24 protein-coding genes are annotated in these 21,295 nt (G+C 61.7%); 18 read left to right on the forward strand and 6 right to left on the reverse strand.

Going from position 1 to position 21,295, the window contains the following annotated elements; all coding sequences use genetic code 11:
• Window positions 1-5 precede the first annotated feature (5 nt).
• From X730_RS156475 to X730_RS156455, 5 genes are read left to right on the forward strand one after another with little or no spacing between them, the layout of a single operon-like run.
• Window positions 6-965, forward strand: a complete 960-nt coding sequence (locus X730_RS156475) for a sugar ABC transporter permease (RefSeq protein WP_023682778.1) — start codon at window positions 6-8, stop codon at window positions 963-965.
• On the forward strand, window positions 962-1,822 hold the full coding sequence (locus tag X730_RS156470) for a carbohydrate ABC transporter permease (RefSeq protein ID WP_023686871.1): 861 nt from the start codon (window positions 962-964) through the stop codon (window positions 1,820-1,822). The genes X730_RS156475 and X730_RS156470 overlap by 4 nt, the downstream gene beginning before the upstream one ends.
• A 21-nt stretch (window positions 1,823-1,843) precedes the next feature.
• Complete coding sequence (locus X730_RS156465) at window positions 1,844-2,698, forward strand: sugar phosphate isomerase/epimerase family protein (protein WP_023686872.1); 855 nt, start codon at window positions 1,844-1,846, stop codon at window positions 2,696-2,698.
• The gene (locus X730_RS156460; RefSeq protein WP_023825902.1) at window positions 2,695-3,558 is read left to right on the forward strand and encodes a PfkB family carbohydrate kinase; all 864 of its coding nucleotides are present in this window, start codon (window positions 2,695-2,697) and stop codon (window positions 3,556-3,558) included. Before X730_RS156465 ends, X730_RS156460 begins: the two co-directional genes overlap by 4 nt.
• Complete coding sequence (locus tag X730_RS156455) at window positions 3,555-4,973, forward strand: FAD-binding oxidoreductase (RefSeq protein ID WP_023825903.1); 1,419 nt, start codon at window positions 3,555-3,557, stop codon at window positions 4,971-4,973. The genes X730_RS156460 and X730_RS156455 overlap by 4 nt, the downstream gene beginning before the upstream one ends.
• Window positions 4,974-5,149: 176 nt before the next feature.
• Here the strand turns inward: X730_RS156455 and X730_RS156450 are convergent, their stop codons facing one another.
• The gene (locus X730_RS156450) at window positions 5,150-6,244 is read right to left on the reverse strand and encodes a LacI family DNA-binding transcriptional regulator (RefSeq protein ID WP_023820868.1); all 1,095 of its coding nucleotides are present in this window, start codon (window positions 6,242-6,244) and stop codon (window positions 5,150-5,152) included.
• 213 nt (window positions 6,245-6,457) lie between these two features.
• On the opposite strand from X730_RS156450, the gene X730_RS156445 reads away from it, so the two are divergent.
• The 10 genes from X730_RS156445 to X730_RS156405 all read left to right on the forward strand — a co-directional run bounded on the left by X730_RS156445 (window position 6,458) and on the right by X730_RS156405 (window position 14,255).
• Window positions 6,458-7,300, forward strand: a complete 843-nt coding sequence (locus X730_RS156445) for an ABC transporter substrate-binding protein (protein WP_023825904.1) — start codon at window positions 6,458-6,460, stop codon at window positions 7,298-7,300.
• A gap of 94 nt (window positions 7,301-7,394) precedes the next feature.
• A complete protein-coding gene (locus tag X730_RS1000000169075) occupies window positions 7,395-8,936 on the forward strand; it encodes an amino acid ABC transporter permease/ATP-binding protein (RefSeq protein ID WP_023825905.1) in 1,542 nt (513 codons plus the stop codon).
• A gap of 60 nt (window positions 8,937-8,996) precedes the next feature.
• Entirely contained in the window at window positions 8,997-10,124 is a 1,128-nt protein-coding gene (locus X730_RS156435) for an FAD-binding oxidoreductase (protein WP_023825906.1), read from the forward strand.
• 180 nt (window positions 10,125-10,304) lie between these two features.
• Window positions 10,305-10,520, forward strand: coding sequence for a hypothetical protein (locus tag X730_RS156430; RefSeq protein WP_023667757.1), 216 nt, complete (start codon window positions 10,305-10,307; stop codon window positions 10,518-10,520).
• 13 nt (window positions 10,521-10,533) lie between these two features.
• Entirely contained in the window at window positions 10,534-10,779 is a 246-nt protein-coding gene (locus tag X730_RS156425) for a hypothetical protein (RefSeq protein ID WP_023825907.1), read from the forward strand.
• A gap of 175 nt (window positions 10,780-10,954) precedes the next feature.
• Entirely contained in the window at window positions 10,955-11,197 is a 243-nt protein-coding gene (locus tag X730_RS1000000167435; protein WP_023825908.1) for a hypothetical protein, read from the forward strand.
• A gap of 78 nt (window positions 11,198-11,275) precedes the next feature.
• The gene (locus tag X730_RS1000000168105; protein ID WP_023692307.1) at window positions 11,276-11,419 is read left to right on the forward strand and encodes a hypothetical protein; all 144 of its coding nucleotides are present in this window, start codon (window positions 11,276-11,278) and stop codon (window positions 11,417-11,419) included.
• A 10-nt stretch (window positions 11,420-11,429) separates the two neighbouring features.
• Window positions 11,430-13,196, forward strand: a complete 1,767-nt coding sequence (locus X730_RS156415; protein ID WP_023825909.1) for a thiamine pyrophosphate-dependent enzyme — start codon at window positions 11,430-11,432, stop codon at window positions 13,194-13,196.
• A 23-nt stretch (window positions 13,197-13,219) separates the two neighbouring features.
• Window positions 13,220-13,384 (forward strand): hypothetical protein, encoded by a 165-nt coding sequence (locus X730_RS1000000168110; protein WP_023815135.1) that lies wholly within the window; start codon window positions 13,220-13,222, stop codon window positions 13,382-13,384.
• A 1-nt stretch (window position 13,385) separates the two neighbouring features.
• Entirely contained in the window at window positions 13,386-14,255 is an 870-nt protein-coding gene (locus tag X730_RS156405; protein WP_023815136.1) for an SDR family oxidoreductase, read from the forward strand.
• Window positions 14,256-14,559: 304 nt separating this feature from the next.
• Here X730_RS156405 and X730_RS156400 read toward each other — a convergent pair whose 3' ends face one another.
• Together X730_RS156400 and X730_RS156395 are read right to left on the reverse strand one after the other, a co-directional pair.
• Window positions 14,560-15,072, reverse strand: a complete 513-nt coding sequence (locus X730_RS156400) for an OmpA family protein (RefSeq protein ID WP_023726224.1) — start codon at window positions 15,070-15,072, stop codon at window positions 14,560-14,562.
• A 10-nt stretch (window positions 15,073-15,082) separates the two neighbouring features.
• Entirely contained in the window at window positions 15,083-15,742 is a 660-nt protein-coding gene (locus X730_RS156395) for a L,D-transpeptidase (protein ID WP_023682764.1), read from the reverse strand.
• 1,010 nt (window positions 15,743-16,752) lie between these two features.
• Here X730_RS156395 and X730_RS156390 point away from each other — a divergent pair.
• Window positions 16,753-16,917, forward strand: a complete 165-nt coding sequence (locus X730_RS156390) for a hypothetical protein (RefSeq protein ID WP_023667766.1) — start codon at window positions 16,753-16,755, stop codon at window positions 16,915-16,917.
• Between the two features lie 199 nt (window positions 16,918-17,116).
• Here X730_RS156390 and X730_RS0133395 read toward each other — a convergent pair whose 3' ends face one another.
• Window positions 17,117-17,716 (reverse strand): EF-hand domain-containing protein, encoded by a 600-nt coding sequence (locus tag X730_RS0133395; RefSeq protein WP_031196712.1) that lies wholly within the window; start codon window positions 17,714-17,716, stop codon window positions 17,117-17,119.
• A gap of 412 nt (window positions 17,717-18,128) precedes the next feature.
• On the opposite strand from X730_RS0133395, the gene X730_RS156385 reads away from it, so the two are divergent.
• Window positions 18,129-18,596, forward strand: a complete 468-nt coding sequence (locus tag X730_RS156385) for a hypothetical protein (RefSeq protein ID WP_023667769.1) — start codon at window positions 18,129-18,131, stop codon at window positions 18,594-18,596.
• Between the two features lie 282 nt (window positions 18,597-18,878).
• Here the strand turns inward: X730_RS156385 and X730_RS01000000164260 are convergent, their stop codons facing one another.
• Window positions 18,879-19,085: a hypothetical protein gene (locus X730_RS01000000164260; RefSeq protein WP_023825912.1), complete on the reverse strand. Its 207-nt coding sequence runs from the start codon at window positions 19,083-19,085 to the stop codon at window positions 18,879-18,881.
• Window positions 19,086-20,259: 1,174 nt separating this feature from the next.
• On the opposite strand from X730_RS01000000164260, the gene X730_RS156375 reads away from it, so the two are divergent.
• On the forward strand, window positions 20,260-20,484 hold the full coding sequence (locus X730_RS156375; protein ID WP_155922421.1) for a hypothetical protein: 225 nt from the start codon (window positions 20,260-20,262) through the stop codon (window positions 20,482-20,484).
• 256 nt (window positions 20,485-20,740) lie between these two features.
• Here the strand turns inward: X730_RS156375 and X730_RS156370 are convergent, their stop codons facing one another.
• A complete protein-coding gene (locus tag X730_RS156370; RefSeq protein WP_023825913.1) occupies window positions 20,741-21,289 on the reverse strand; it encodes a hypothetical protein in 549 nt (182 codons plus the stop codon).
• Between the last annotated feature and the right edge of the window lie 6 nt (window positions 21,290-21,295).

Genomic DNA, 21,295 nt, shown 5'->3' on the forward strand with positions numbered 1-21,295 from the left:
CGAGCATGGCAAGGGCCTCGGACACAGTGGACAGCGGCGCCGACATCGGCGTCGCCAGGCCGCAACGGCCAAAGAGCCGGCGGGCCTGCTTCGCCAACCTGTTGTCGTTGCGATGGGCGGCGATCGCGCTCATCCTCATCGGCTGGTTCGTCTATTATCCGATCGTCGACAATTTCATCGTCAGCACCACCGACCAGGACATCTACACCGGCGAGGTCACCAATGTCGGCCTCGCCAACTACGACCGGCTGCTGCATGACCCGGTCGTGCTGCTGGCGCTGTGGAACAACTGCCTCTACGCTCTCATCTCCGTCATCTTCCAGGTCTTCGGCGCGTTCCTGCTGGCGGCCATTATCGAGGACCTGAAAAGCGAAAGCTGGCGCCGGCTGTGGCGCGCCGTCTATTTCGTGCCGTCGGCAATCTCGATCACGGTGACCGGCCTGCTGTTTTATTTCATCTACCAGCCGCAGATCGGCTTGCTGGATGCCGCGCTCAGCCGTGTTGGACTGAGCCAGCTCGTCATGCCTTGGCTCGGCAATGAGCACACCGCCATCTATGCCATCATCGCCATGAGCCAATGGCAGGGTTTTGGCTATTCGACGCTGCTGTTCGCCATCGCCATCCAGAAGATCCCGCGCGACCTCTACGATGCCGCAACGATCGACGGCGCGGGTCCTCTTCGCCGCCTGTGGAGCATCACCTTTCCGCTGACCCGGGAAATGACGGGGTTGATGATCATCGTCACCATCACGGGCGCGTTCCAGGTGTTCAACGAGGTCATGGTGATGACCGCAGGCGGGCCCAACAACAGCAGCCAGGTGCTGGGCACGTGGCTCTACCAGAAGGCCTTCATCGAGGACAATTTCGGCTATGGCGCGGCGATCGCCGCCGTCATCTTCATGTTGACCATGCTCACAGGTGCGGCACAGCTCTGGTACACCAAGCGCCGCCGGGTGCAGCTATGAGTGCGATGGTCGCAGCCGGTCGCAGCCGGCACGTCAATGTGTGGTCGGTCATCGCCAGGACGTTGCTCTATTCATTCCTGGTCTGCCTTGGTGTCGTCGTCATCTATCCGCTGATCTGGATGGCGCTGAGCGGCTTCAAGGACAATGCGCAGATCTTCGGCGATCCCTTCGCCCTGCCCACCCATTGGTCGTGGAACAATTACGTGCAAGCGTGGAACCAGGGCGTGCGTGGCTACGTGACAGTCTCGGTGCTGGTGACCGTCGCTTCGGCCATATGCACCGTGCTGATCAGCGCCTGGACGGCTTTCGGCCTGACCCGCACCAAGATGCCGGCAAAGCCGCTGGTTATCGCCATCGTTCTGGGCGGCTTGATGCTGAGCCCCACGGTGGCGATCATTCCACTGGTGAAGATGTTGCAGGCGCTCGGTCTCTACAACACCTACTGGGCGCTGATCATTCTCTACACGGCGTTCCGTGTGCCGTTCACCACCTTCCTCATCCGCGCCTACATGCTGGATCTGCCTGAAGACATCGACGAGGCGGCGACGATGGATGGCGCCAGCGAGGGTCAGATCTTCTGGCGCATCACCTTGCCGCTGTGCCGGCCGATCATCATTTCCTGCGTCATCCTGCACGTCCTGTTCGCCTGGAACGAATATCTCTTCGCCATGATCTTCACGAGCGGCTCGGATGTGCAGACGCTGCCGGTCGGACTGACGTCGATCATGGCAACCCACGGGACCAACTATGCCGTGGTGTTCGCGGCCATGACGATCTCGGCGCTGCCTATCGTGATCGTGTTCTTTGGCGCGCAACGCTACTTCATCCGTGGCTTGGCCGAAGGCATCGGCAAATAACAATTCCCGAAAGGAGCCTTCATGCCGCAGCTCGCTGCTCATCAGCTGATCGGAGCCAATTTCAGCTTCCAGCACTTCCCCTTCGATGAGGTCGCCAGGACGATCCGAGGCTTTGGCCTGCGCGAGATCGAGCTGTGGGGGATTGCCCAGCATCTGGACCTGTTCCACGCCACGGACGCACGTGTCGAATCCGTTCGCCGGGTACTCGCCGACAACGAGCTGTCGGCCTGGTGCTTTACGCCTGAGCAGGTGTTGTATCCAATCAACATTGCCTCCGGCGACGCCGCACTGCGCCAGGACAGCATCGAGCGGTTTTGGCGTGCAGCCGACATCTGCGCGGCGCTTGGCGCCCGCTATCTCTTCCTGACGCCCGGCCGGGGCTACGAGAGCGAACCCCGGCAACCGGCATGGGACCGCGCGGTCGGTTCGATCGGCGAGATCGCCCGGCGCGCCGCCGCAAACGGGGTGCGCTGCCTGCTCGAGCCGTTGCAGCGGTTCGAGAGCAACCTCGTCAATAATGCGGCAGGCCTGCGCCAAATGCTGGATGAGGTGGGCGCCGGCAATATCGATATCGTGCTCGACACTGTCGCCATGGCCACGGCCGGCGACACCGTGGCCGGCTATGTCGACCTGTTCGGCTCGCGGCTGGCGCATGTTCATCTGGTCGACGGCACGCCAGGCGGGCATCTGGTGTGGGGGGAGGGCACGCTGCCGCTCGACCACTATGTCAGCGAACTCGCGCGCCTCGGCTATGCCGGTAAGTTCACCTTCGAGCCGTTCGGCAACGGCTCCTACGCGCTCGATCCGGTAAAAGCCTGGACACGCTGCCTTGGCGCCATCGCGCCGTATATCGATCGCGCAACGGTGCCGGCATGAGGTCGAAAAAGCTTATCGCGGTCGGGGACAATTGCCTTGATGCCTATTTGACCAACAACTTGATGACGGTGGGCGGCAATGCCTTGAATGTCGCGGCGCAATGGCGGCGCAACGGCTGGTCCGCGCGCTATTTCGGCGCCGTCGGGAACGATCCCGAAGGCGACGTGGTGCTTGCCGAACTGCAAGGTGCCGGCCTATCTCCGGACGACGTCGAACGGCGTCCCGGCGATACGGCCGTCACCTTGCTGCGCGATGAATCCGGCGACCGGAAGTTCCTGCACGAATCCTTCGGTGTGGGCGAAAACTACATGCCGGCGCCCGCGCATTATGCGGTCATCGCCGCGGCCGACTGGGTGCATCTCGGCACCAACGCCAACAAGCACCTTGTTCAACGATTGGTGGCGGACCATGTGCCGTTCAGCATCGATCTATCGACCGCCCATATGGCGCTGCCGCTCGACGGTGTCCCGCTTTTGTTTGCGTCCGGACCGGACGATGTCGATGTTCCCATCGAGCCATCGCTGGGCGCGCTCAGGGCGGCCGGCGCAAGGCAGGTAGTTTTGACCTGTGGTCGACGCGGCTCCTACTTCGACGATGGCACGAATGTCGTGCATGCGCCGGCGACGCTTGTCGATGTCGTGGATACGTGTGGCGCCGGCGACAGTTTCATTGCCACTTTCCTCGCCGGCTTCCATTTCGGCGGCCTCGGCGCCCTGGAGGCATTGCACAGGGCGTCGATCGCGGCGGCGCAGACCTGCACCCATCTTGGCGGGTTTCCCCAGAAATCGCGTCCGATACCCGATTGGCTGCCAGCCAAATATGCCAGCTTCATTGTCGATGCGCAGGGAGCCCAAGCGTGAGTACAATTCGTTTGCGGCAGCCTGCGGTCGCGCTTGCATCTGACCGGTCGTTTTGGCTGCAGGACATTGCCGCCGCCCCTGCGACCGAGCCATTGCGAGGCGACGAGCGCGCCGACGTGGTGATCGTCGGTGGCGGCTATACCGGTCTGTGGACGGCGCTGCGGATCCTTGAACTTGCGCCGCAAACGCGGGTGGTGATCCTTGAAGCCGATCTGTGCGGATCGGGGGCCTCGGGGCGCAACGGCGGTCAGGTCCATTCATGGTTCGCCGAAATCGACCAGATCAGTGCGGTCGTCGGTCTCGAGGAAGCGCGCCTGCTGTGCGCCGACACGGTGGCATCGATCGCGGAGCTGAAGACGCTGCAGCAAAACGGCACCATAGACATGGACCTGAGGCTGGACGGATGGTTGTGGACAGCAAGCTCCATTGCGCAGGAAGGCGCCTGGGAGACCGCCGTGGCCTTGACGGCAGCTGTTGGAGAAAACCGTTTCAGCCCGCTGACAGCCGAGGACATTCAACGCCGCACCGGTTCATCGGCCTCCTATGTCGGCGTCGTCGAGACCACTGCCGGCACGGTCCATCCCGCCAAACTTGCCATCGGATTGCGCAAGCTGGCACTGGCACGCGGCGTCATCATCCATGAGCGCAGCCCGGTCCTCGCCATCGAACCCGGCATGACATGCACGGTGCGCACGGCGCATGGCGCGGTACGGGCTGACAAAATCGTGCTTGCCGCCAACGCCTGGCTTTCCGCGCTGCCGGAACTGCGGCGACATCTTTATGTCGTCGGCAGCGAGGTGATTGCCACTGCCGCCGTTCCCGAACTGCTCGACAGCATCGGTTGGCGCGACGGTGCCTCGATCTGCGATTCCCAGGCCCAGGTGCTCTACTACCAGCGCACCATCGGGGGCAGGGTGGTCTTCGGTCGTGGCAGCGGCAACGTCGCCTTCAGTGGAAATTTCGGCGCCAGCTTCAACCGCAGCCCGGAGCACGGTCGCGACAATATGCGAGAGCTGCATCGGGTCTACCCCTCGCTGCGCGGTGTGGCGATCGAATATGACTGGTCGGGGCCGATCGACTGCGTGCCTGAACACGTTCCTGTCTTCGACCACCTGCGCGATCATCCCAATATCTTCTACGGCATGGGATTTAACGGCACCGGCATCGCGCAGACGCCGATAGCCGGACGCATTCTGGCGAGCCTGGTGCTCGAGCGAAAGGATCGCTGGAGCGAAAGTGGTCTGGTCGGCATCGAGCGGCGCATGTCGCTGCCGCCCGAGCCTTTGCGTTATCTCGGCGCCAAGCTTGTCCGCGCCGCGGTGCGCCGCAAGAACGAGGCCGAGATCCGCAACCGAAAGGCGGGCAGGATCACCAATCTTCTGGCGGCCCTGAAGCCAGGCAGGCGCAAGAAGTAGCCGGGCATCTGGCTCATCGTCACGCTCTTCAAACCATGAGCCGGCACGTGCCGTCCCGATGACGGTGGACGCGGCATTGCGATCAGGTGCTTGCTGGGTTGATCGACGTACATTCTTAAAGCGGAGTGCGTCGACCTTGTTCTAACGTATTCATGTGGGCCGTATCGCCGTCACACCTATGCTTGGCGCACTTGCGGCTTTCCATTCGAGGGCGGGCCAACGGATCCGCGTGCAATGATGGCGGTCGGCAAAACGAGCTTTTCCGCCGGGCGGGAATCTCCCTTCAATCGCCGGATGAGCAATTCCGCGACGCTCTTGCCAAGCGCGTAGACGGGCTGGTCGATAACGGTGATGGGCGGCGTGGTGACGCTCGTCCAGTCCGCATCATGGAAAGTGATGAGCGAAATGTCGTCGGGAACCCGCAGGCCGCGCTCGCGGGTCACCTTGAAGATCTCCAGCGCAATGACGCTGTCGGAGGCGAGGATCGCCGTCGGCCGATCCGGCGCCGACAGCATCTCGCCGGCAACCCTGCGCGTTTCGGTGGGGCTTGTCGCGCCAAGGCGAACAAAGCGTTCTGGCCGATCAAGTCCGGCCTCTCGGCACACGGTGAGGAAACCGTCGATGCGCTCACGGACCGACGAGGTGTAGATCTGCCCGAGATCGCGGTACTCGTGCCCTTCGGCGTCGACCGCGGTCACATAGGCGATGTTGCGGTGGCCGGCATCGGCTAGAAAGCGGGTCGCCAGCATGGCGATGCCGCGATCGTCGGTCGTGACCGTATCGACATCCAGATCTGCCAGCGCCCTATCCAGCAGGGCAAGCGGTCGGCCCGAGCGGTGGATATCGCGCAGGTGCGCGATGTCGCGCGATTCCGACGGCGTGACGATCAGCCCGTCGACGCGCTTGCCGATGAGCAGTTTCACGGCCGCCTTTTCCGCCTCGATCTTCTCGCCGGAATTGGCCAGGATGACGTTGAACCCGGCTGCCTTTGCCGCGTCGCTGATGCCGCGTACCGCGAGGCTGAAGAACGGGTTCTCGATGTCGCCGACAACCACGCCGATGATGCCGGAGCGGCCGGTCGTCATGCTGCGGGCGAGCTCGTTCGCACGATAGTCCAAGGCCTTGGCCGCGGCCATGACTTCCGCGCGGATCATGTTGCTGACGACGCCGTATCCGCCGAGCACGCGCGCGGCTGTCGCTTTCGAAACATTGGCCGCGCGGGCGACGTCGCTGACCGTTATCGACGGGGTCTTGGGGGCGGTTCTTTTCATCGGATGACGACTACAAGAGTTGTTGACGGCAGGTCAACGTGGCGATAACGATTAACAAAGAGACCGGTCTCACGCAATATGAGACCGGTCTCTTTAAAAGGAGTGGAGCCGAGAGGCGTGACGGACCGTGATTTCGGCAAGGGCATGTCGGCGCGCCAGATGGCGGCTCGACGCAAATACCAAGAAGAACAGACCTTCAGAGTGGAGAAAGACATGAGCAGCAAAGAAATTCTCAAGTCGTTGATGTGCCCGGTCAGAACCGGCGCAATGGCTCTTATGGCGATGTGCGTCGGCGCCGGGCTGGTTTCAGGAGCGGCCGCCGCGGATGACAATCCCTATGGCCTCATTGATGCGAAGGTCATCAGCGTCGGAACCATGGGCGATGCCAAACCCTACGCTTTCACCCAGGCCGATGGGTCGTTCACCGGCTTCGACATCGAATTGTTCCGCAACGTGGCGAGCCGCCTTGGATTCAAGCCCGACCAGGTGATCTTCACCGGCCAGGAATTCTCGGCGCTTATGCCTTCGGTTGCAAACGAGCGCTTCGATGTCGCGGTCGCGGCAATCGGCACGACGGAAGCACGCAAGAAGACCGTCGACTTTTCCGACGGGTATATCGCAGGCTATCTCTCCGTGCTTACCGCCGACAAGGCGATCACGTCGGCGGACGGGCTCAAGGGCAAACGTCTCGGCGTCGTGCAAGGCACGCTCCAGGAAATCTACGCGGCGAAGAATTTTGTCGGAACCGATCTCGTCAAATTCCCCGACAACAACTCCGCCGTTTCGGCGCTTAACAACGGAACCGTGGATGCCCACTTCCTCGATTACGAGGCTGCCAAGGACTATGGCGTTCGCTATCCGAACCTGAAGATCGCGGTCAATATTCCTTCCTTTGACGCGCCGGCCGGCTTCGTCCTGCGCAAGGGCAACGACAAGCTCCGCAATGCGCTGAACACCGCCCTTCACGCGGCCATGCAGGACGGCACCTGGAAAACGCTTTATGAAAAGTGGTTCCCCGGCTCGCCGATGCCCGACCAGTATCTTCCCAAGAAGTAGACCGTACCCGGCCGCTGGCTTTCATGCCGGCGGCCGGATTACGCCTCCGTCCTTGATGCGGACGATGTAAATAGCGCAACCAAAAGGGGGGCGAATGAACTGGCTCGAAAACCTGCGGCGCAGTTTCCTCGACTGGCACGCAATGGCGGACGTGCTGCCCAGCATGATCACCATCGGATTGAAGAACACCTTGATCCTCGCCGCCGCGTCGACGGTACTGGGTGTCATCCTCGGCATGATCCTGGCGGTCATGGGCATCTCGCAATCGCGCTGGCTGCGCATTCCGGCGCGGGTCTACACGGATATATTCCGTGGGCTGCCGGCGATCGTCACCATCCTGCTGATAGGCCAGGGTTTTGCCCGCATCGGCCGTGAAATCTTCGGCCCTTCGCCCTTTCCGCTCGGCATTCTTGCGCTGAGCCTGATCGCCGGCGCCTATATCGGCGAAATATTCCGCTCGGGCATCCAGAGCGTCGAGCGCGGGCAGATGGAGGCCTGCAGGGCGCTCAGCATGAGCTACGGCCAAGGCATGCGCCTGATCGTGATACCGCAAGGCATCCGCCGCGTCTTGCCGGCCCTCGTCAACCAGTTCATCGGCAACGTCAAGGATTCAAGCCTTGTCTACTTCCTCGGTCTGCTCGCCTCGGAGCGCGAGATTTTCCGTGTCGGTCAGGACCAGGCAGTGGTCACCGGAAACCTCTCGCCATTGCTTCTGGCCGGCGTGTTCTATCTCATCATCACCGTGCCGTTGACCCATGTGGTCAACTACATCGACAACTCGCTGCGGGTCGGAAAGCAAAAGGCCGGCCTCGTCATCAGCGGCCTGGCCGAAGTGAGCGAACTGGAGGGCGCCACCGGCAGTGCACCTTCGGAGGCCGGCTCTGATGCCCGCTCAGCGCTGCCCCGCTTCAAGGGCGGCAGTCTCGCCATCACCGATCTCGACATGGCCTATGGCGACCTCGATGTTCTCAAAGGCGTCAGCCTGGCTGTCAAGCCTGGCACGGTCACATGCGTGATCGGCCCATCAGGTTCGGGCAAGTCGACCCTGCTGCGCTGCCTCAACCGCCTGGTCGAGCCCAAGGGCGGTGAGGTGTTGCTCGATGGTGCGAGCATCCTGGCGATGAAGCCTGAAAAACTGCGCCGGCGTGTCGGCATGGTTTTCCAGCAGTTCAATCTGTTTCCCGACCACACCGCGCTCGAAAACGTCATGCTGTCGCTGTCCAAGGTAAAGGGGCTCCCTGTACAGGAAGCTGAGCGCATCGCCGAGGCACGCCTTGCCGACGTCGGGCTTGCGACCCGCAAACACCATCGTCCAGGGAGCCTTTCCGGTGGCCAGCAGCAGCGTGTGGCAATCGCTCGTGCATTGGCGATGGACCCGGAGGTCATCTTGTTCGATGAGGTAACGAGCGCACTCGATCCAGAACTGGTGAAGGGTGTGCTCAACCTCATGGCGGATCTCGGCCGGCGCGGCATGACAATGGTCGTGGTGACGCATGAAATGGGCTTCGCCCGCAAGGTCGCCGATCAGGTCGTCTTCATGGATGAAGGCCGCATCATCGAGGCCGGCACGCCTGCCGCGATTTTCGACACGCCGAAAAGCCCACGTCTGAAGCACTTCCTTGCCGAAGTGCTTTGATCACGCATGAGCCCTTCAAGACGGCCGCCCAAACCAACCTCCACCAGTGAAAGATATCTCATGGCTGCATCACATCAGGTTTCCAAGGTCGTTGTTGTCGGCGGCGGCATTTTTGGCGTCTCCTCGGCCGTTCATCTTGCAAGGCTCGGCATCGAGACCGTGCTGGTCAATGATGGACCGCTCGCCAAGGGAGCTTCCGGCCGCTCGCTCGCCTGGATCAATTCGGCGCGCAGGCGCTCGGCTGAATATCATCGCCTGCGCATGATCGGTATCGACCGCTACCGCAGTTTGTCGGCGCGATACCCGGATGCCGCCTGGCTGCGTTTCGACGGTGGTCTGACGTGGGATGCGGACGATGCCTCAAACGAGATCGCCGATGTGTTCGCTCACGAAAAACGTATCGGCTATGATGCTCAGCATCTGTCCGCGGACGCCATAAGGTTGGTCGCGCCGGGTGTCTGCGCAAGCGCTGTCACGCCTCAAGGCGCGATCTTCAACCCGGGCGAGGGCTGGGTCGACCTGCCGTCGCTGATCGAGATATTGATCGCGGAATTCGTGGAGCGGGGCGGCCAGGTGGTCACCGAGGCCGGACGCGCTACCGTCACCGTCGCCAACGGCCGCGCCACCGGCGTCACCACCACCAGCGGGGTCAGCTTCGCCGCCAACGCGGTGCTTCTGGCGACCGGTGCGGATGTGCCGCGAATGGTTGCCGTGGCCGGTCAGCGTATTGCCGATGGGACACCAATCGCGCTGCTGGTCAGGACCAAGCCAGTCGACTTGCCGCTACACGCCGTGCTCAACACGCCGCGCGTCGCCATCCGGCCGACGCCTGATGGCGCCCTCGCGCTCGATTCTGCCTGGTCGGAAGAACAGGTGGTAGTCAATCCGGACGGGACTTATCGCGTAAAAGCATCGACCATCCAGGGGCTTCTCGACGAAGCGTCGAATGTTCTCGACGGTCATCCGAAATTGGAATTGGAGAGCTACGGTGTCGGGCCCAAGCCAATCCCCGGAGACGGCGAGCCGGTCTTCGGCCAGTTGCGGGAGATCGAGGCGTATTACGTCGCCTTCAGCCACAGCGGCGCAACACTTGGCTTGATTGCCGGCGAACTGCTTGCAACCGAGATCGCCACCGGAACAGAGCACCCACTCCTTGCAAGCTTTCGACCGTCTCGATTTTCACTTTAGCCCGCCAATTCGCCTCGGAATGGGATGTAATGTGGCATGCCTGGAGTTTCGCTAGCCGAGACGGCGGCCGCCTGGCCGCTTACGCGCACCGAACCTGACACCGGAACATTTTCTCCACGTTGAAGTTGGACAGCGCCAGGACCGTCTTTCGTCCAAGCTCAACCAGCGCTGAGAAATTCCATGACCAACCAACACCCCAAGACTAAACAGCCCACGGACAAGGATCTGCGAGACAACCCGGGAATCGGCACCTCGAAGGGCGCGGTCAAGGGCGGCGATATGCTCGACGAGAACGATGCTCTCGATGGGGACAATACGTTCGAAGGCGATGTCGAGAACGACGTCACGCCTCAGGGCGGCATCAACCCTGACCAGACCGGACGCACGAACAAGTAGGAGGCACCTTGCCATGGCCGGCCGGAAGACCCACGAGCAGCAGCTGCGCATCATCGAAAAGCGCGAGAACACCAGCAATGCCGGCGACGATTTCAATGCCGAGGATGAGCTGAAGAGATCCAAGCAGGAGCGGGAGGCGCGGCAAGACAGCGCCAATCTACGCGACGAGGGCGTGGAATTGGCCGACAAGGACGATCGCCAGATGATCCGCGGCGAAAACCAGGAGAGCAAGCACCACAAGCGCAGGCAGGACGACTAAGCTTGCCGTCTTTTTAAAGCTATCGAGGAGCCATGCCAGACTACCGGCACGCCAGGCACCGCATGGTCGAGGCGCACATCGCCCGCCGCGGTGTGCGCGACGAACGAGTCCTTTCGCCACTTAGGCGGAATCCCGCGCGGGAAATTCGTCGACGAGGGGTGCGAGGAGTTCGCCTATGGGGACGGTCCGGGCGGCGTTGCGCTCTGGCTATAGGGACCTGCGAAGACGCGACCTGAACATCGGCCAGCTCTGCCGCGAGCGCTTTTGGCGATCAGGCAGCCTCGGCCACTACATGCAATCCTCGGCCTCGCAGCAGTTCGATGCCTTCGTCTGTTCGATCGCACCTCGCCTGTTCAGCCGCTGGCTGCCGAACAGCGCCTCATCGGGTGGTACTGACACGTTTGCCTTCGGCACCTGAATAGGCGGCCTTGCCTTCGGGCACGGAACATCTCACCAACTTTCTGGTTAGGCAGGCCGGATGAAGGGAGCTTTGCGCATGGCCAATAATTTGGAAGACGGCAAGACCGCTCAAACTTCCGACGAGTTGCATGGCGGCAATCGCGGCGGCAACAAGGACCAGCGTAAGACTGACAAGACCGCGAACAAGAGCAGCCAGGCGGCGGGATCCGCATCGCGGTAAGGACTAAGACATGCCGACCGCCGCGGACATCCTCATCGAGACGCTGATCGACTGGAACGTCGATATCATCTTTGGCCTGCCGGGCGACGGCATCAATGGCATCATGGAGGCGCTGCGCAGGCGGCAGGACCGCATCCGCTTCATTCAGGTGCGGCACGAGGAATCCGCGGCCTTCATGGCGTGCGCCTACTCAAAATGGACAGGCAAGCTCGGTGTCTGCCTCGCAACTTCCGGCCCTGGCGGCACACACCTCCTGACTGGACTCTACGATGCCAAGCTCGACCAAGCGCCGGTGCTCGCCATTACCGGCATGCAGTTCCACGACCTCATCGAGACCTTCACCCAGCAGGATGTCGACTTGACGCGCGTCTTCAGCGATGTCGCCGTCTTCAACGCGCAGGTCTCCGACGCGGCGCATATGGAAAGCCTGGCCGGTCTCGCCTGCAGGTCGGCGCTGGCACGTCGCGGCGTTGCGCATCTGTCGATCGCCAGCGATGTGCAGGAGCACACGCTCGACCAAGCCAAGCGCTCGAAGCGCAACAAACCGTCGCATACGCCGGATCGTTGGTTCGAAGGAAGCAGGCTTCCCGACGAAGAACAACTTGCGAAAGCCGCCGAGATCCTGAACGGGGCGACGAAGGTCGCGATCCTCGCCGGTCGGGGCGCGCTTGGTGCCAGGCACGAGTTGGAAGAGACGGCGGAGCTGCTTGGTGCCCCCGTCGCAAAGGCCTTGCTCGGTAAGGCTGCCTTGCCCGACGATCACCCGCTGACGACTGGCGGCATCGGAATTCTCGGCACGCTGCCGTCGCAGGAAATCATGGAGGAATGTGACGCGCTGCTCGTCGTCGGCTCGACCTTTCCCTACATCGAATACTACCCGAAGCCGGGACAGGCGCGCGGGGTGCAGATCGAGCGCGACCCGCAGCGCATCGGCCTGCGCTATCCCGTTGAGGCCGGCCTTGCCGGCGATGCCGCCGTGACGCTGCGATTGCTGAACAGGCGCCTGAAGCGCAAGGATGATCGCAGCTTCCTCGAGAAGGCGCAGGCGGGCATGCGACGCTGGCGCGAGATGATGGCGCAGTCGGAGCAAAAGGCCGCCACTTCGCTCAAGCCCCAGGTGGTTACACGCGCATTTGGGAAACGATTGCCCGATGATGCGATCCTGGTTGCCGATTCCGGCCAGAACACCGAGATGGCGGCCCGCCATATCGAACTGCGTGACGGGCAGGCCTTCGGCGTCTCGGGCGCGCTGGCCTCGATGGCATGCGGACTGCCCTACGCGATCGCCGCGGGCCTGGCCTTTCCCGGCCGGCCGGTCTTCGCGGTCGTCGGCGACGGCGGTCTCGCGATGCAGCTCGGAGAGTTCTCGACGGCAGTTCGGCACCGGATCCCACTCAAGGTGCTCGTGCTCAAGAACGGCATGCTCAATCAGATCGCCTGGGAGCAGATGATGTTTCTCGGCAACCCGCAATTCGCCTGCGAACTCCAGCCCATCGACTTCGCCATGGCCGCCGAAGCCATGGGCGGCATCGGCTACAGCGTCTCTCGCGCCGAGGAGGTGGAAGGTGTTCTCGACGCTGCCCTGGCTGCTGAGGGTCCGGTGGTCATCGAGGCCGTGGTCGATCCGTTCGAACCGATGATGCCACCGAAGATGCCACCGGATTATGCGAGAAATTTCCGCAAGGCGCTACCGGATACCCCCGGACGCGTGGAAATCGAGGCGAATGTGGCGCAAGAGCCGCTGAGGTCGATGATTACCGCCGCAGAGAAAGACTGACGACACGCAAGAAGGAGCACGAGTTGAACAAGACCGACAGCGGCACCGCAAATCGCGGTTCGCCGGACCTCATGGGCGGCGACCAAGCGTGCAAGGCCGAGGAATGGGGCGGTGGCTCGAAAGCCGCCAAGGGACCGATCACGGAACCGGATCGACACAACCGCAACTCCAGCCAAAAAAGGAGCTGACATGCAGGATGCCCAGCAGAAATATCCTCAGCCGCCGCTTCCCGAACAGCAGCAGGACATGCCCGGCTATACCGACGAGATGGATCCACGGCCCGACCACGGAGAGGAGAGCTATCGCGGCAGCGGTAAGCTGACGGACCGCGTCGCGCTGATCACCGGCGCGGACTCGGGCATCGGCCGGGCGGTGGCTATCGCGTTTGCACGCGAAGGCGCCGACGTCATGATCTCCTATCTTGAAGAGGACGAAGATGCGCAGGAGACGGCGCGCTTGGTCGAGGAAGCGGGGCGCAAGGCGGTGCTCGCACCCGGCGACATCTCGGACGAAATCTTCGCGCGGTCGCTTGTGCAGCGAGCTATCGATGAATGCGGGCGCCTGGACATCCTCGTCAACAATGCAGCCCACCAGGCGTCGTTCGAGAAGCTGGAGGACATCAGCGCGGAGGAATGGGATCTCACCTTTCGCACCAATGTCTATGCGATGTTCTATCTGTCCCAGGAAGCAGTGAAGCACATGGAACCCGGCTCGACCATCATCAACACATCCTCAATCAACGCGACCAGTCCCTCGCCGGCACTGCTTGCCTACGCCACTACCAAAGGAGCGATCGCCAACTTCACCGCCGGACTTGCAGGACTGGTAGCTGAACGCGGCATTCGGGTAAACGCGGTCGCTCCCGGGCCGATTTGGACGCCGCTGATCCCGTCGACAATGCCCTCTGAGAAGGTCAAGGAGTTCGGGAAGAACACACCGCTCAAGCGTCCCGGGCAACCGGCAGAGCTTGCAGCGACCTATGTGCTGCTTGCCTCGGAAGGGTCGAGCTACACCACCGGCGCACTCTACGAGGTCACCGGTGGACGGCCGATGCTTTGAGCGAGCGTACCTGCCAGCTCCACGGCGCCCACTCCCGGTAGCACACTGACATCTGGCGAGGCTCATGCCGATCAGGATCGCGGACAACCGCCACGTCCGCAAACTGGTCGAGGCGGATGCCGAAGCCTCCCACCAGACCCTGAACCGGAGGTTAGTAGACGGGAAGCTGACTTCATTCCGGGTCAACCGGAGCGTCAGCTTTCGGGGAGGGGCAAACGCTGGGTGAATGTCCCCGATAGGCGCATTGCAGCCATGCCGCCATCGCGTTGTGAGACTGATTTGGCGACCAGCAAAACAGCAGCCTCTACGACTCGTCCCTCTCATCGCGCAAATTAGACACAACGCGGCGGTTTTGCGACCTGCAGGCGGAGTCGGGGCAGTCGCGGACCAGCCTGTCCTTGCCGTAGCCCTTGGCCCACATGCGGTCCCGGTCTATGCCGCCGGCGGCGAGGTAGTCCATCACCGCATCGGCGCGCTGCTGTGACAGCGCCGTTTCACTTGCGCCGGGATCGTCGGCGAAACCCTGCAGCTTGAGCAGCCAGCGCGGATGCTTTGTCAACCAGGCGATCTGGGTGTCGAGGGTGGCCTTGGCGACAGAATCGAGCGCGGCCGAACCTTTCGTGAAGTAGGTGCGGCGGCCGACATTGAGGATAAAATCCTCCTCGCTGCCCGGCTGCACGTTCTGGAAGCCGGCAATCTCGGCGTTGGTGACGTCGGGCGTCGACGGGGCCAGCGTGTTGCTGGTCGAGCAGGATGTGGCCACAACCAGCAGGCCGGCGGCGAGCAGCCGGCGCGTGTTTTCAATCATGCGGTTCATGATGCGCCAATCATTCGACAGTGGTGGAAGCGGGCGCCTGGTCGGCGATGTGCGGCAGGACCTCCACCGCGGTGCCGATCGGGCACCGCTGGTAGAGGTCGATGATGTCTTCGGGGAACATGCGGATGCAGCCGCTGGAAGCGTCGGTGCCGATGCTCCATGGCTCCAGCGTGCCATGCAGGCGGTAGCCGATATCGGCGCCGTCGCGGTACAGATAGAGCGCGCGCGGCCCGAGCGGATTGTTGGACGCGCCGCCTGCGATCATGGGCGGCAGGTCCGGTTTGCGCTCACGCATTTCGGGGGGCGGGACCCATTGCGGCCACAGCGCGCGGCGATCGATCGTCGCGCGGCCGTACCATTTGAAGCCTTCCTTGCCGACGCCGACGCCGTAGCGGATGGCAGTCTTGTTTTCCATGATGAGGTAGAGGAAGTGGTGGCGGGTATCGACCACGACGGTGCCGACCGGCTCGCTGCTGAAATACTTGACGATCTGGCGATGCCATCTCTTGTCGATCTTGGCGAAGTTGGTCTTGCGATAGACGAAATCGTTATCGCTGGCGGTACCGGCGAAAAAGGATTTTGCCCCCGCGGCTTGAACAATATTGCTGGTTCCACCGACCGCGACCAGCGCCAGACCGCCGAGCACGACACCCCTGCGTGATAAAACCATCGGCAATCCCCCATGCCTTAAGCCTGGCGAACCATAGTTGAGAATGATTCCGGCTCAAAGTGGAAAATGCTGCAGTGGGTGGGCCGCAAGCGGTCTGTCCGCTTGACGGCAAAATAGCGGCTGCCCGCCGGCTCACGCCGGCGGGCTTTTTTGTGCGGACGGGAACATTCTCGCTCCAAGGGTGTTTTGTCACACCCGGCTCGTTCTTCATCGGTCGTGCCGGTGACCAAGATGTCCCCTCATTCATCATGGTCGGCCCGCGCAGCCTTGACCGCACGCGCGGGCCATCCCATCACAAGGCCCGCTGGCTCACGCTGGCGGGTTTTTCCGCGCCCATGCGCCGACACTCATCTTCGCATGCCTGTCACAACGAGCCAGGCGGATTCCAGTATCCGCACGCGGCGAGGAGGACTTGCGACATGCCTCGCTGCGGGATTTTCGCGATGAGTCTACCTGGCTCCCGCTGAACGCCATGGCCTGACCACCGGGCGCGTTGGACGACCTTCAAGTCGAAAAAGCCCGCGGCAATCGCACCTTAGGCGAAGAGGCTTTGCTTTGTTGATGCAGTTGTCATCGCATCAATCGTGGGTAGCAACGCGGTTGTTGCGTGTTGTTGGAGAGATGGGGTTTCCCGAAAAGAATGAACATGCGCAGACAAAAGAAGCGAGCAGGATGGCCGTGAGTACATCTGCCAAATATCTATTACCTCATATGCGCTCGCTCCTCGGAAGGCGATCCCGCCACCCTCTCGACAGTGAAGATGGCGGGATCTCAACCGGCGACAAGGGACTTCGATCGACGGTGGGTTTCCAATTCGGCGTCCGGCTGCGTGTTCCGCCGTTCGGGCTTCTTCCAACCGCAATCAGACGCAAGTCCTATCCCATAAGACTGATGGCCAAATTCGGAACATCCGCTGAAGCATTGCGTTCGGCAGCGTGAAACCCCAAGGCAAAGGATGACTAATCATGTCGAATTGCGAGACTGCAAAATCACATTCGTTAGGAAATCGCGTGGCTGATCTCACAGCCAAGATGCGTGAAGCGCAGATTGACGCGGGTGAAATGATGGCCTTCCACAAGGTTGCAACTATGTTGGAGGACAGCCAAGGACGTATCAATGGCGACGACTTGATCGCCGCATCCTTCGTTCTGCTGGAAGACCGAGCGCCCGAGTGACCTTGCGTTGGTCGGCTTCGATCGTTCCTCGATCAGCAATGCGAAGCCTTTTTTGTCACGGCTGGCGTCTCGCGGGACTGCGGGAATAGCTCAAGCCTAAAGGGTGCTGGCCGGGCGCCTAACAGCCAAGAGACACCGCTTCGGGATCGGCCGCCACGCGCCCGCTTTGTCCGAGGGAGGGCATTCCCTTTGAAGACAGCTACGGCGTGTCCTCGCTATCAGTGCCATGCATGCTGGAGCCATGCATGAAGGACTGGATCTCGTTCACATCGATCTTGCCATCACCATTCTCGTCAACGCTACTGAACATCCTGCCCACCGCGCGTTGAACCTCGTCCTCGGACACCGATCCGTCGCCATCGGTGTCCAACAGCCCGAACATCAGTCGCATGCCGGCACCGCGCATCATCTGATGATGCCAGCGTCCAGCCATTCTGTGTCCACGATCGCGGTCACCGTGGTTCTGCCAACGGTCGCCATCTTCATCGTGGCGGTCAGCATCCTCGTTGCGATCGCCTTGATAGTTGCGACTATCTTCCTCGCGGAAACCCTCTTCGGAACCGCGATCCTGCTGCAGTCGGTCACGGACAGCTTGCTCAACCATCTGGCGGATCATTTCGCGTGTTGGTCCATCCGCTTGTCCGGTCGCATCCGGCAACTGTCCGGCGGTCGGCGGTTCGGTTGCCGGAGCGGGTGCAGGTGTCGAGGGTGATGGTGTTCCGCTTGTCTGGGCGAGTGCGGGGGAGGTCAGGGCAATGAAAACGGCGGCCGCGGCCGTCGTGCTGTGTGGAAATCTCATGGCATGCTCCATCAGTGCTTTCGCTTGAAGGCCAAACTGGAGCTCGATGTGATTGTTCCCCGAAGGGATCAGGTCACGGCGAAGTTACTGAGGCATGCCCCCGTCTGAGGTAGATCAGGGTCTTCGCCAGGGAATAATTCGGCTCCTCTTCCCTAGGCACAAGAGGAACCGGCGCCCATTTTTGCGGGCAATGAACGTTGGACATTCGGCCTCGCCAATTTTCTGCCAGTCGATCATACCGACGCACCAATTCCCTCTGCGTCCTCTCCTTTCGTGGGACGGAAGCCGTTTCGACCGCACGCCGTCAATCGCGAATCCCGCGTCCATATGCTGCGCGGCCATGATGCATATTTTTTATGTCACGGACCTCTGTCCGTCTGGACACCATGTTAGCCAGCGCTAAATCAGAGCAATGCGACGCCTCCTGCTGGGACTTACAGTTTTTCTCTTTTGGACCACGTTGCTTCAGGCCGAGGCGTGGCAGCCCTTCGGCGTCCGACAGCTTGGCTTTAGTTTCGATATTCCTCCGAATTTCGTCCTGACCCAGAATTCGGAGCAGGGCGCGGCTTTTCAGGGCCCAAGAGACGCGTTTCTGGTCGTTTGGGGCGCGCGACTGGGCAAAGCAAGTTTTCGCGCCGAGATCGAACATCGCATGATCGAGGACGAAAAGGCCGGTTGGCGACTGACCTATCGGCGCCTAGCCCCGAAATGGGCCAGCTACTCCGGGGTCAAGAATGGCGAGATTCGCTACGTCCGTGCAATTATGGTCTGCAACCAGCGTGCCGCGCTTTTCACAATGAATTATCGGAAATCCGAAAAGAAACCGTATGACCCTGTTGTTGTGCGCATGGTCCGGTCCCTGAGAGCGGAAGGATGTTAGCCAGCAAAGAGCGAGGTTGCCGTACTGTGCTTCCCTCGGCTAAGGGCCAGTGGTCAACCCGGCTCCCCAATAGCCTCGCCCAGTCACATGAAAGCAGGCACCGGCAGATATGCAGCCGAACGTTCTCACGCTGGCTCAGCCGCTCAAAGCCCATCACCGAAAAGCTGCTTAGTGCGGTCGCCAGCTAGAGCTACCACTGAGCCATTCCCGCTGCGGCTGGGTAGCGCCTCAGTTCCGTACGCGTTCATACCAAGAACGGGCGGGGCGAACGTCCTGATAGAGCTACGGCTGTAGAAGCGCGCCGCCAAACTGCGCCCACAAGCGCTCGCACTCTCTCGCCCTTAGGCTCGGGGTACCGGGCGCGCCATAGAAGACCATGGCGCCGCGAATGTCGTATCCAAGCACCGAGGCGTTGGCCACGAACTGGATGGCTCTTCCCAAGCTGGTGATGCCGATGTCGACCTCAGCTTTGTTGGTGAGGTCGACCACGCCTACTATTTCCGCATTGGCGCTCCTGCCGCCAAAACGGCCGTCGACATCGCATCATGCACGGCAAGAAGCATTTCGGTGAGTTGCCCGGTGGAAGGGCTCTACAAACGCTTAAACGTCAGGTTTGTTCCCAACTGGCCCTGGCGGCTTTCCGACGACCAAGAATGCGACTGCGATTACGCGTATCAATAGAATCACTGCGAACAGGATTGCCATGATTTCCGCACTGTGTCGGATCACTCCGCGGCGAAGAAAACCCCGCAACATATCTCAGATAGCGGCGGGTGTTCGGCTGTAAGAACCAAACTGGGTCCCGCGGCCTCTCATGTGCGCGTAGGTGACATCGTCTGCTGGACCGAACGGTCAAGCCGAAGAGCCCAGTTCCTCTCGGCATCGAGCAGTTCATTCTGCTCAATCAAGCCGTTCATAAACAGCCTGAGTATATGCGCAGCTATGCGCTCTCCGTTCTGCGAAGCAAGAGGTAGGGCGCGCTCTTTGCAGACCGTGTGACAAACCTGGGCGAGCATCTCAATCTCGCTTGGCCCCAAAAACCGACCCGGATACAACATACCGTTTTCCTGTTGGAGAGTTGGAATGGCTATCCATTACGCAGGGTCACCGGCAGCCACAATCAACTATGATAGTGAGATGTCGAGTCCCGGTGGAAAAAACAGTGAAGTCCCAAAAGTGGTCGCGCTTGTCTCCGATTGACAGATGCCTCGACGCTACACCGACCAGCGCTACCGCACCCGCTTCATCGACGCGGCTTTGCAAAGGCCTATGACCAGTTCGCTACCAGCTGCCGGACCGCCCAGGCGAGCATGCCGCCGGCCCTCCCGAAGCGCGATGTGGATGAGGCAGCCTTTTCCGTATACATCCAGTTGTTACGTTGCGCATCTGCTTCGGTTCGAAAACTCGCCGCGGGCCTGGCGTGCTCGCGTGTCCGGGCCGAAACAGCCCACATGTTGATAACGACATCGATGAGGCTGCCGCCGACCTCGTTGGCATAGGATGCTTCCCGGCATGGGCATCGACCAATGCCCCGGGCCGACCAGCACGAACCTGCGGGGGCTTTCCCGGAACAAAGCGTCGACGATCCGGTTCGGCAGGAAGCGGCCAAAATTCATGCCATCGGAGATGCCGAGGCAGATGACAGATGAAAGGGAAGCTGAAGATGACGAAGTCTCGCGACCGCACCGTTCCCGGCGACGGCAAGATCGAAACCGGCCCGAACACATCTCCGCAACAGGATCCGGCAGAGGGGTCGCGCGAGACAATCGATCGCGAACTCGAGCGGACAGACGACGATAATAATTCCGACGAAGCGGAACGCTTGCGCCGAGACCTGCGGAAAGGGGTGGCGGAAGAGACCGAGCTTCCCGAACGCGGCTCGGCCTGAGGATCGCCGGAACCTTGCCAAGGCAAGAGACATGGAAGGCTCGACGCCGGTCGGATCGCTGCTTGCTTCGTGCCTTTAACGCACCGGCCACACAACCCATGCGCGGCGGTGACCCAGGAGACGGCGAGAACGGCCGCGCGACGGTCCACTCTGTTCCAGCAAACTCGGCTCGCCGAGAGCTACCACCTCTGGCGTTAGGGCCTGACGAGATGCCACCTGTCCAGGTCGCATGGCGCCAGGGGTTCGGCAATCTCTATCAGGCTGCGCCGGCCTCCTGGCTGCGCTGCGAGCGGGCACGGTCGCGGGCTGCGGCAGTGCCTCCGGGAAAGCCGCTTCGATCGCTGTAGTCGCGTGGCTTGGTCCCGCTCCGAGAGTGGCGCGCGGTCACGCTTTTCGCAGCGATGATGTCGAGCAATGTGATGCCGGCGACCATGGCAAGCGCAAGGCCTACATTATCGCGCTTTGGGTTGCCAGGCCGATACGTTGTCAGCAATGTCGCGATATCCAGGCCGTCGCCGGCCACCCGGCTCCACAGCCCAGCTTGCTTGTCCACTGAAAGCGAGAGTATGCCGCTGCTTATTTCCCGCGCCCCATAAGCGCGGATCAGATCTTCCTTGCCGCGCATGCCGAGCGCGCCGGCAATCCGCTCGGCGCCAACCAGCTCGGCGACGCCAAGCGCGATGCTGAACCAGCCGAGCTTGCGGGCAAGGCCATCGGATGCCCCGACCGCACTCTGCCCAGTCTTCAGCACTTTGGGATCGCCAGGCGATCGGGTGATGTTGGTAAGTTTGGCAATCACGTTCATGACGAT

This window comes from Mesorhizobium sp. L103C131B0 (assembly GCF_000502275.1).
Lineage (GTDB): Bacteria > Pseudomonadota > Alphaproteobacteria > Rhizobiales > Rhizobiaceae > Mesorhizobium.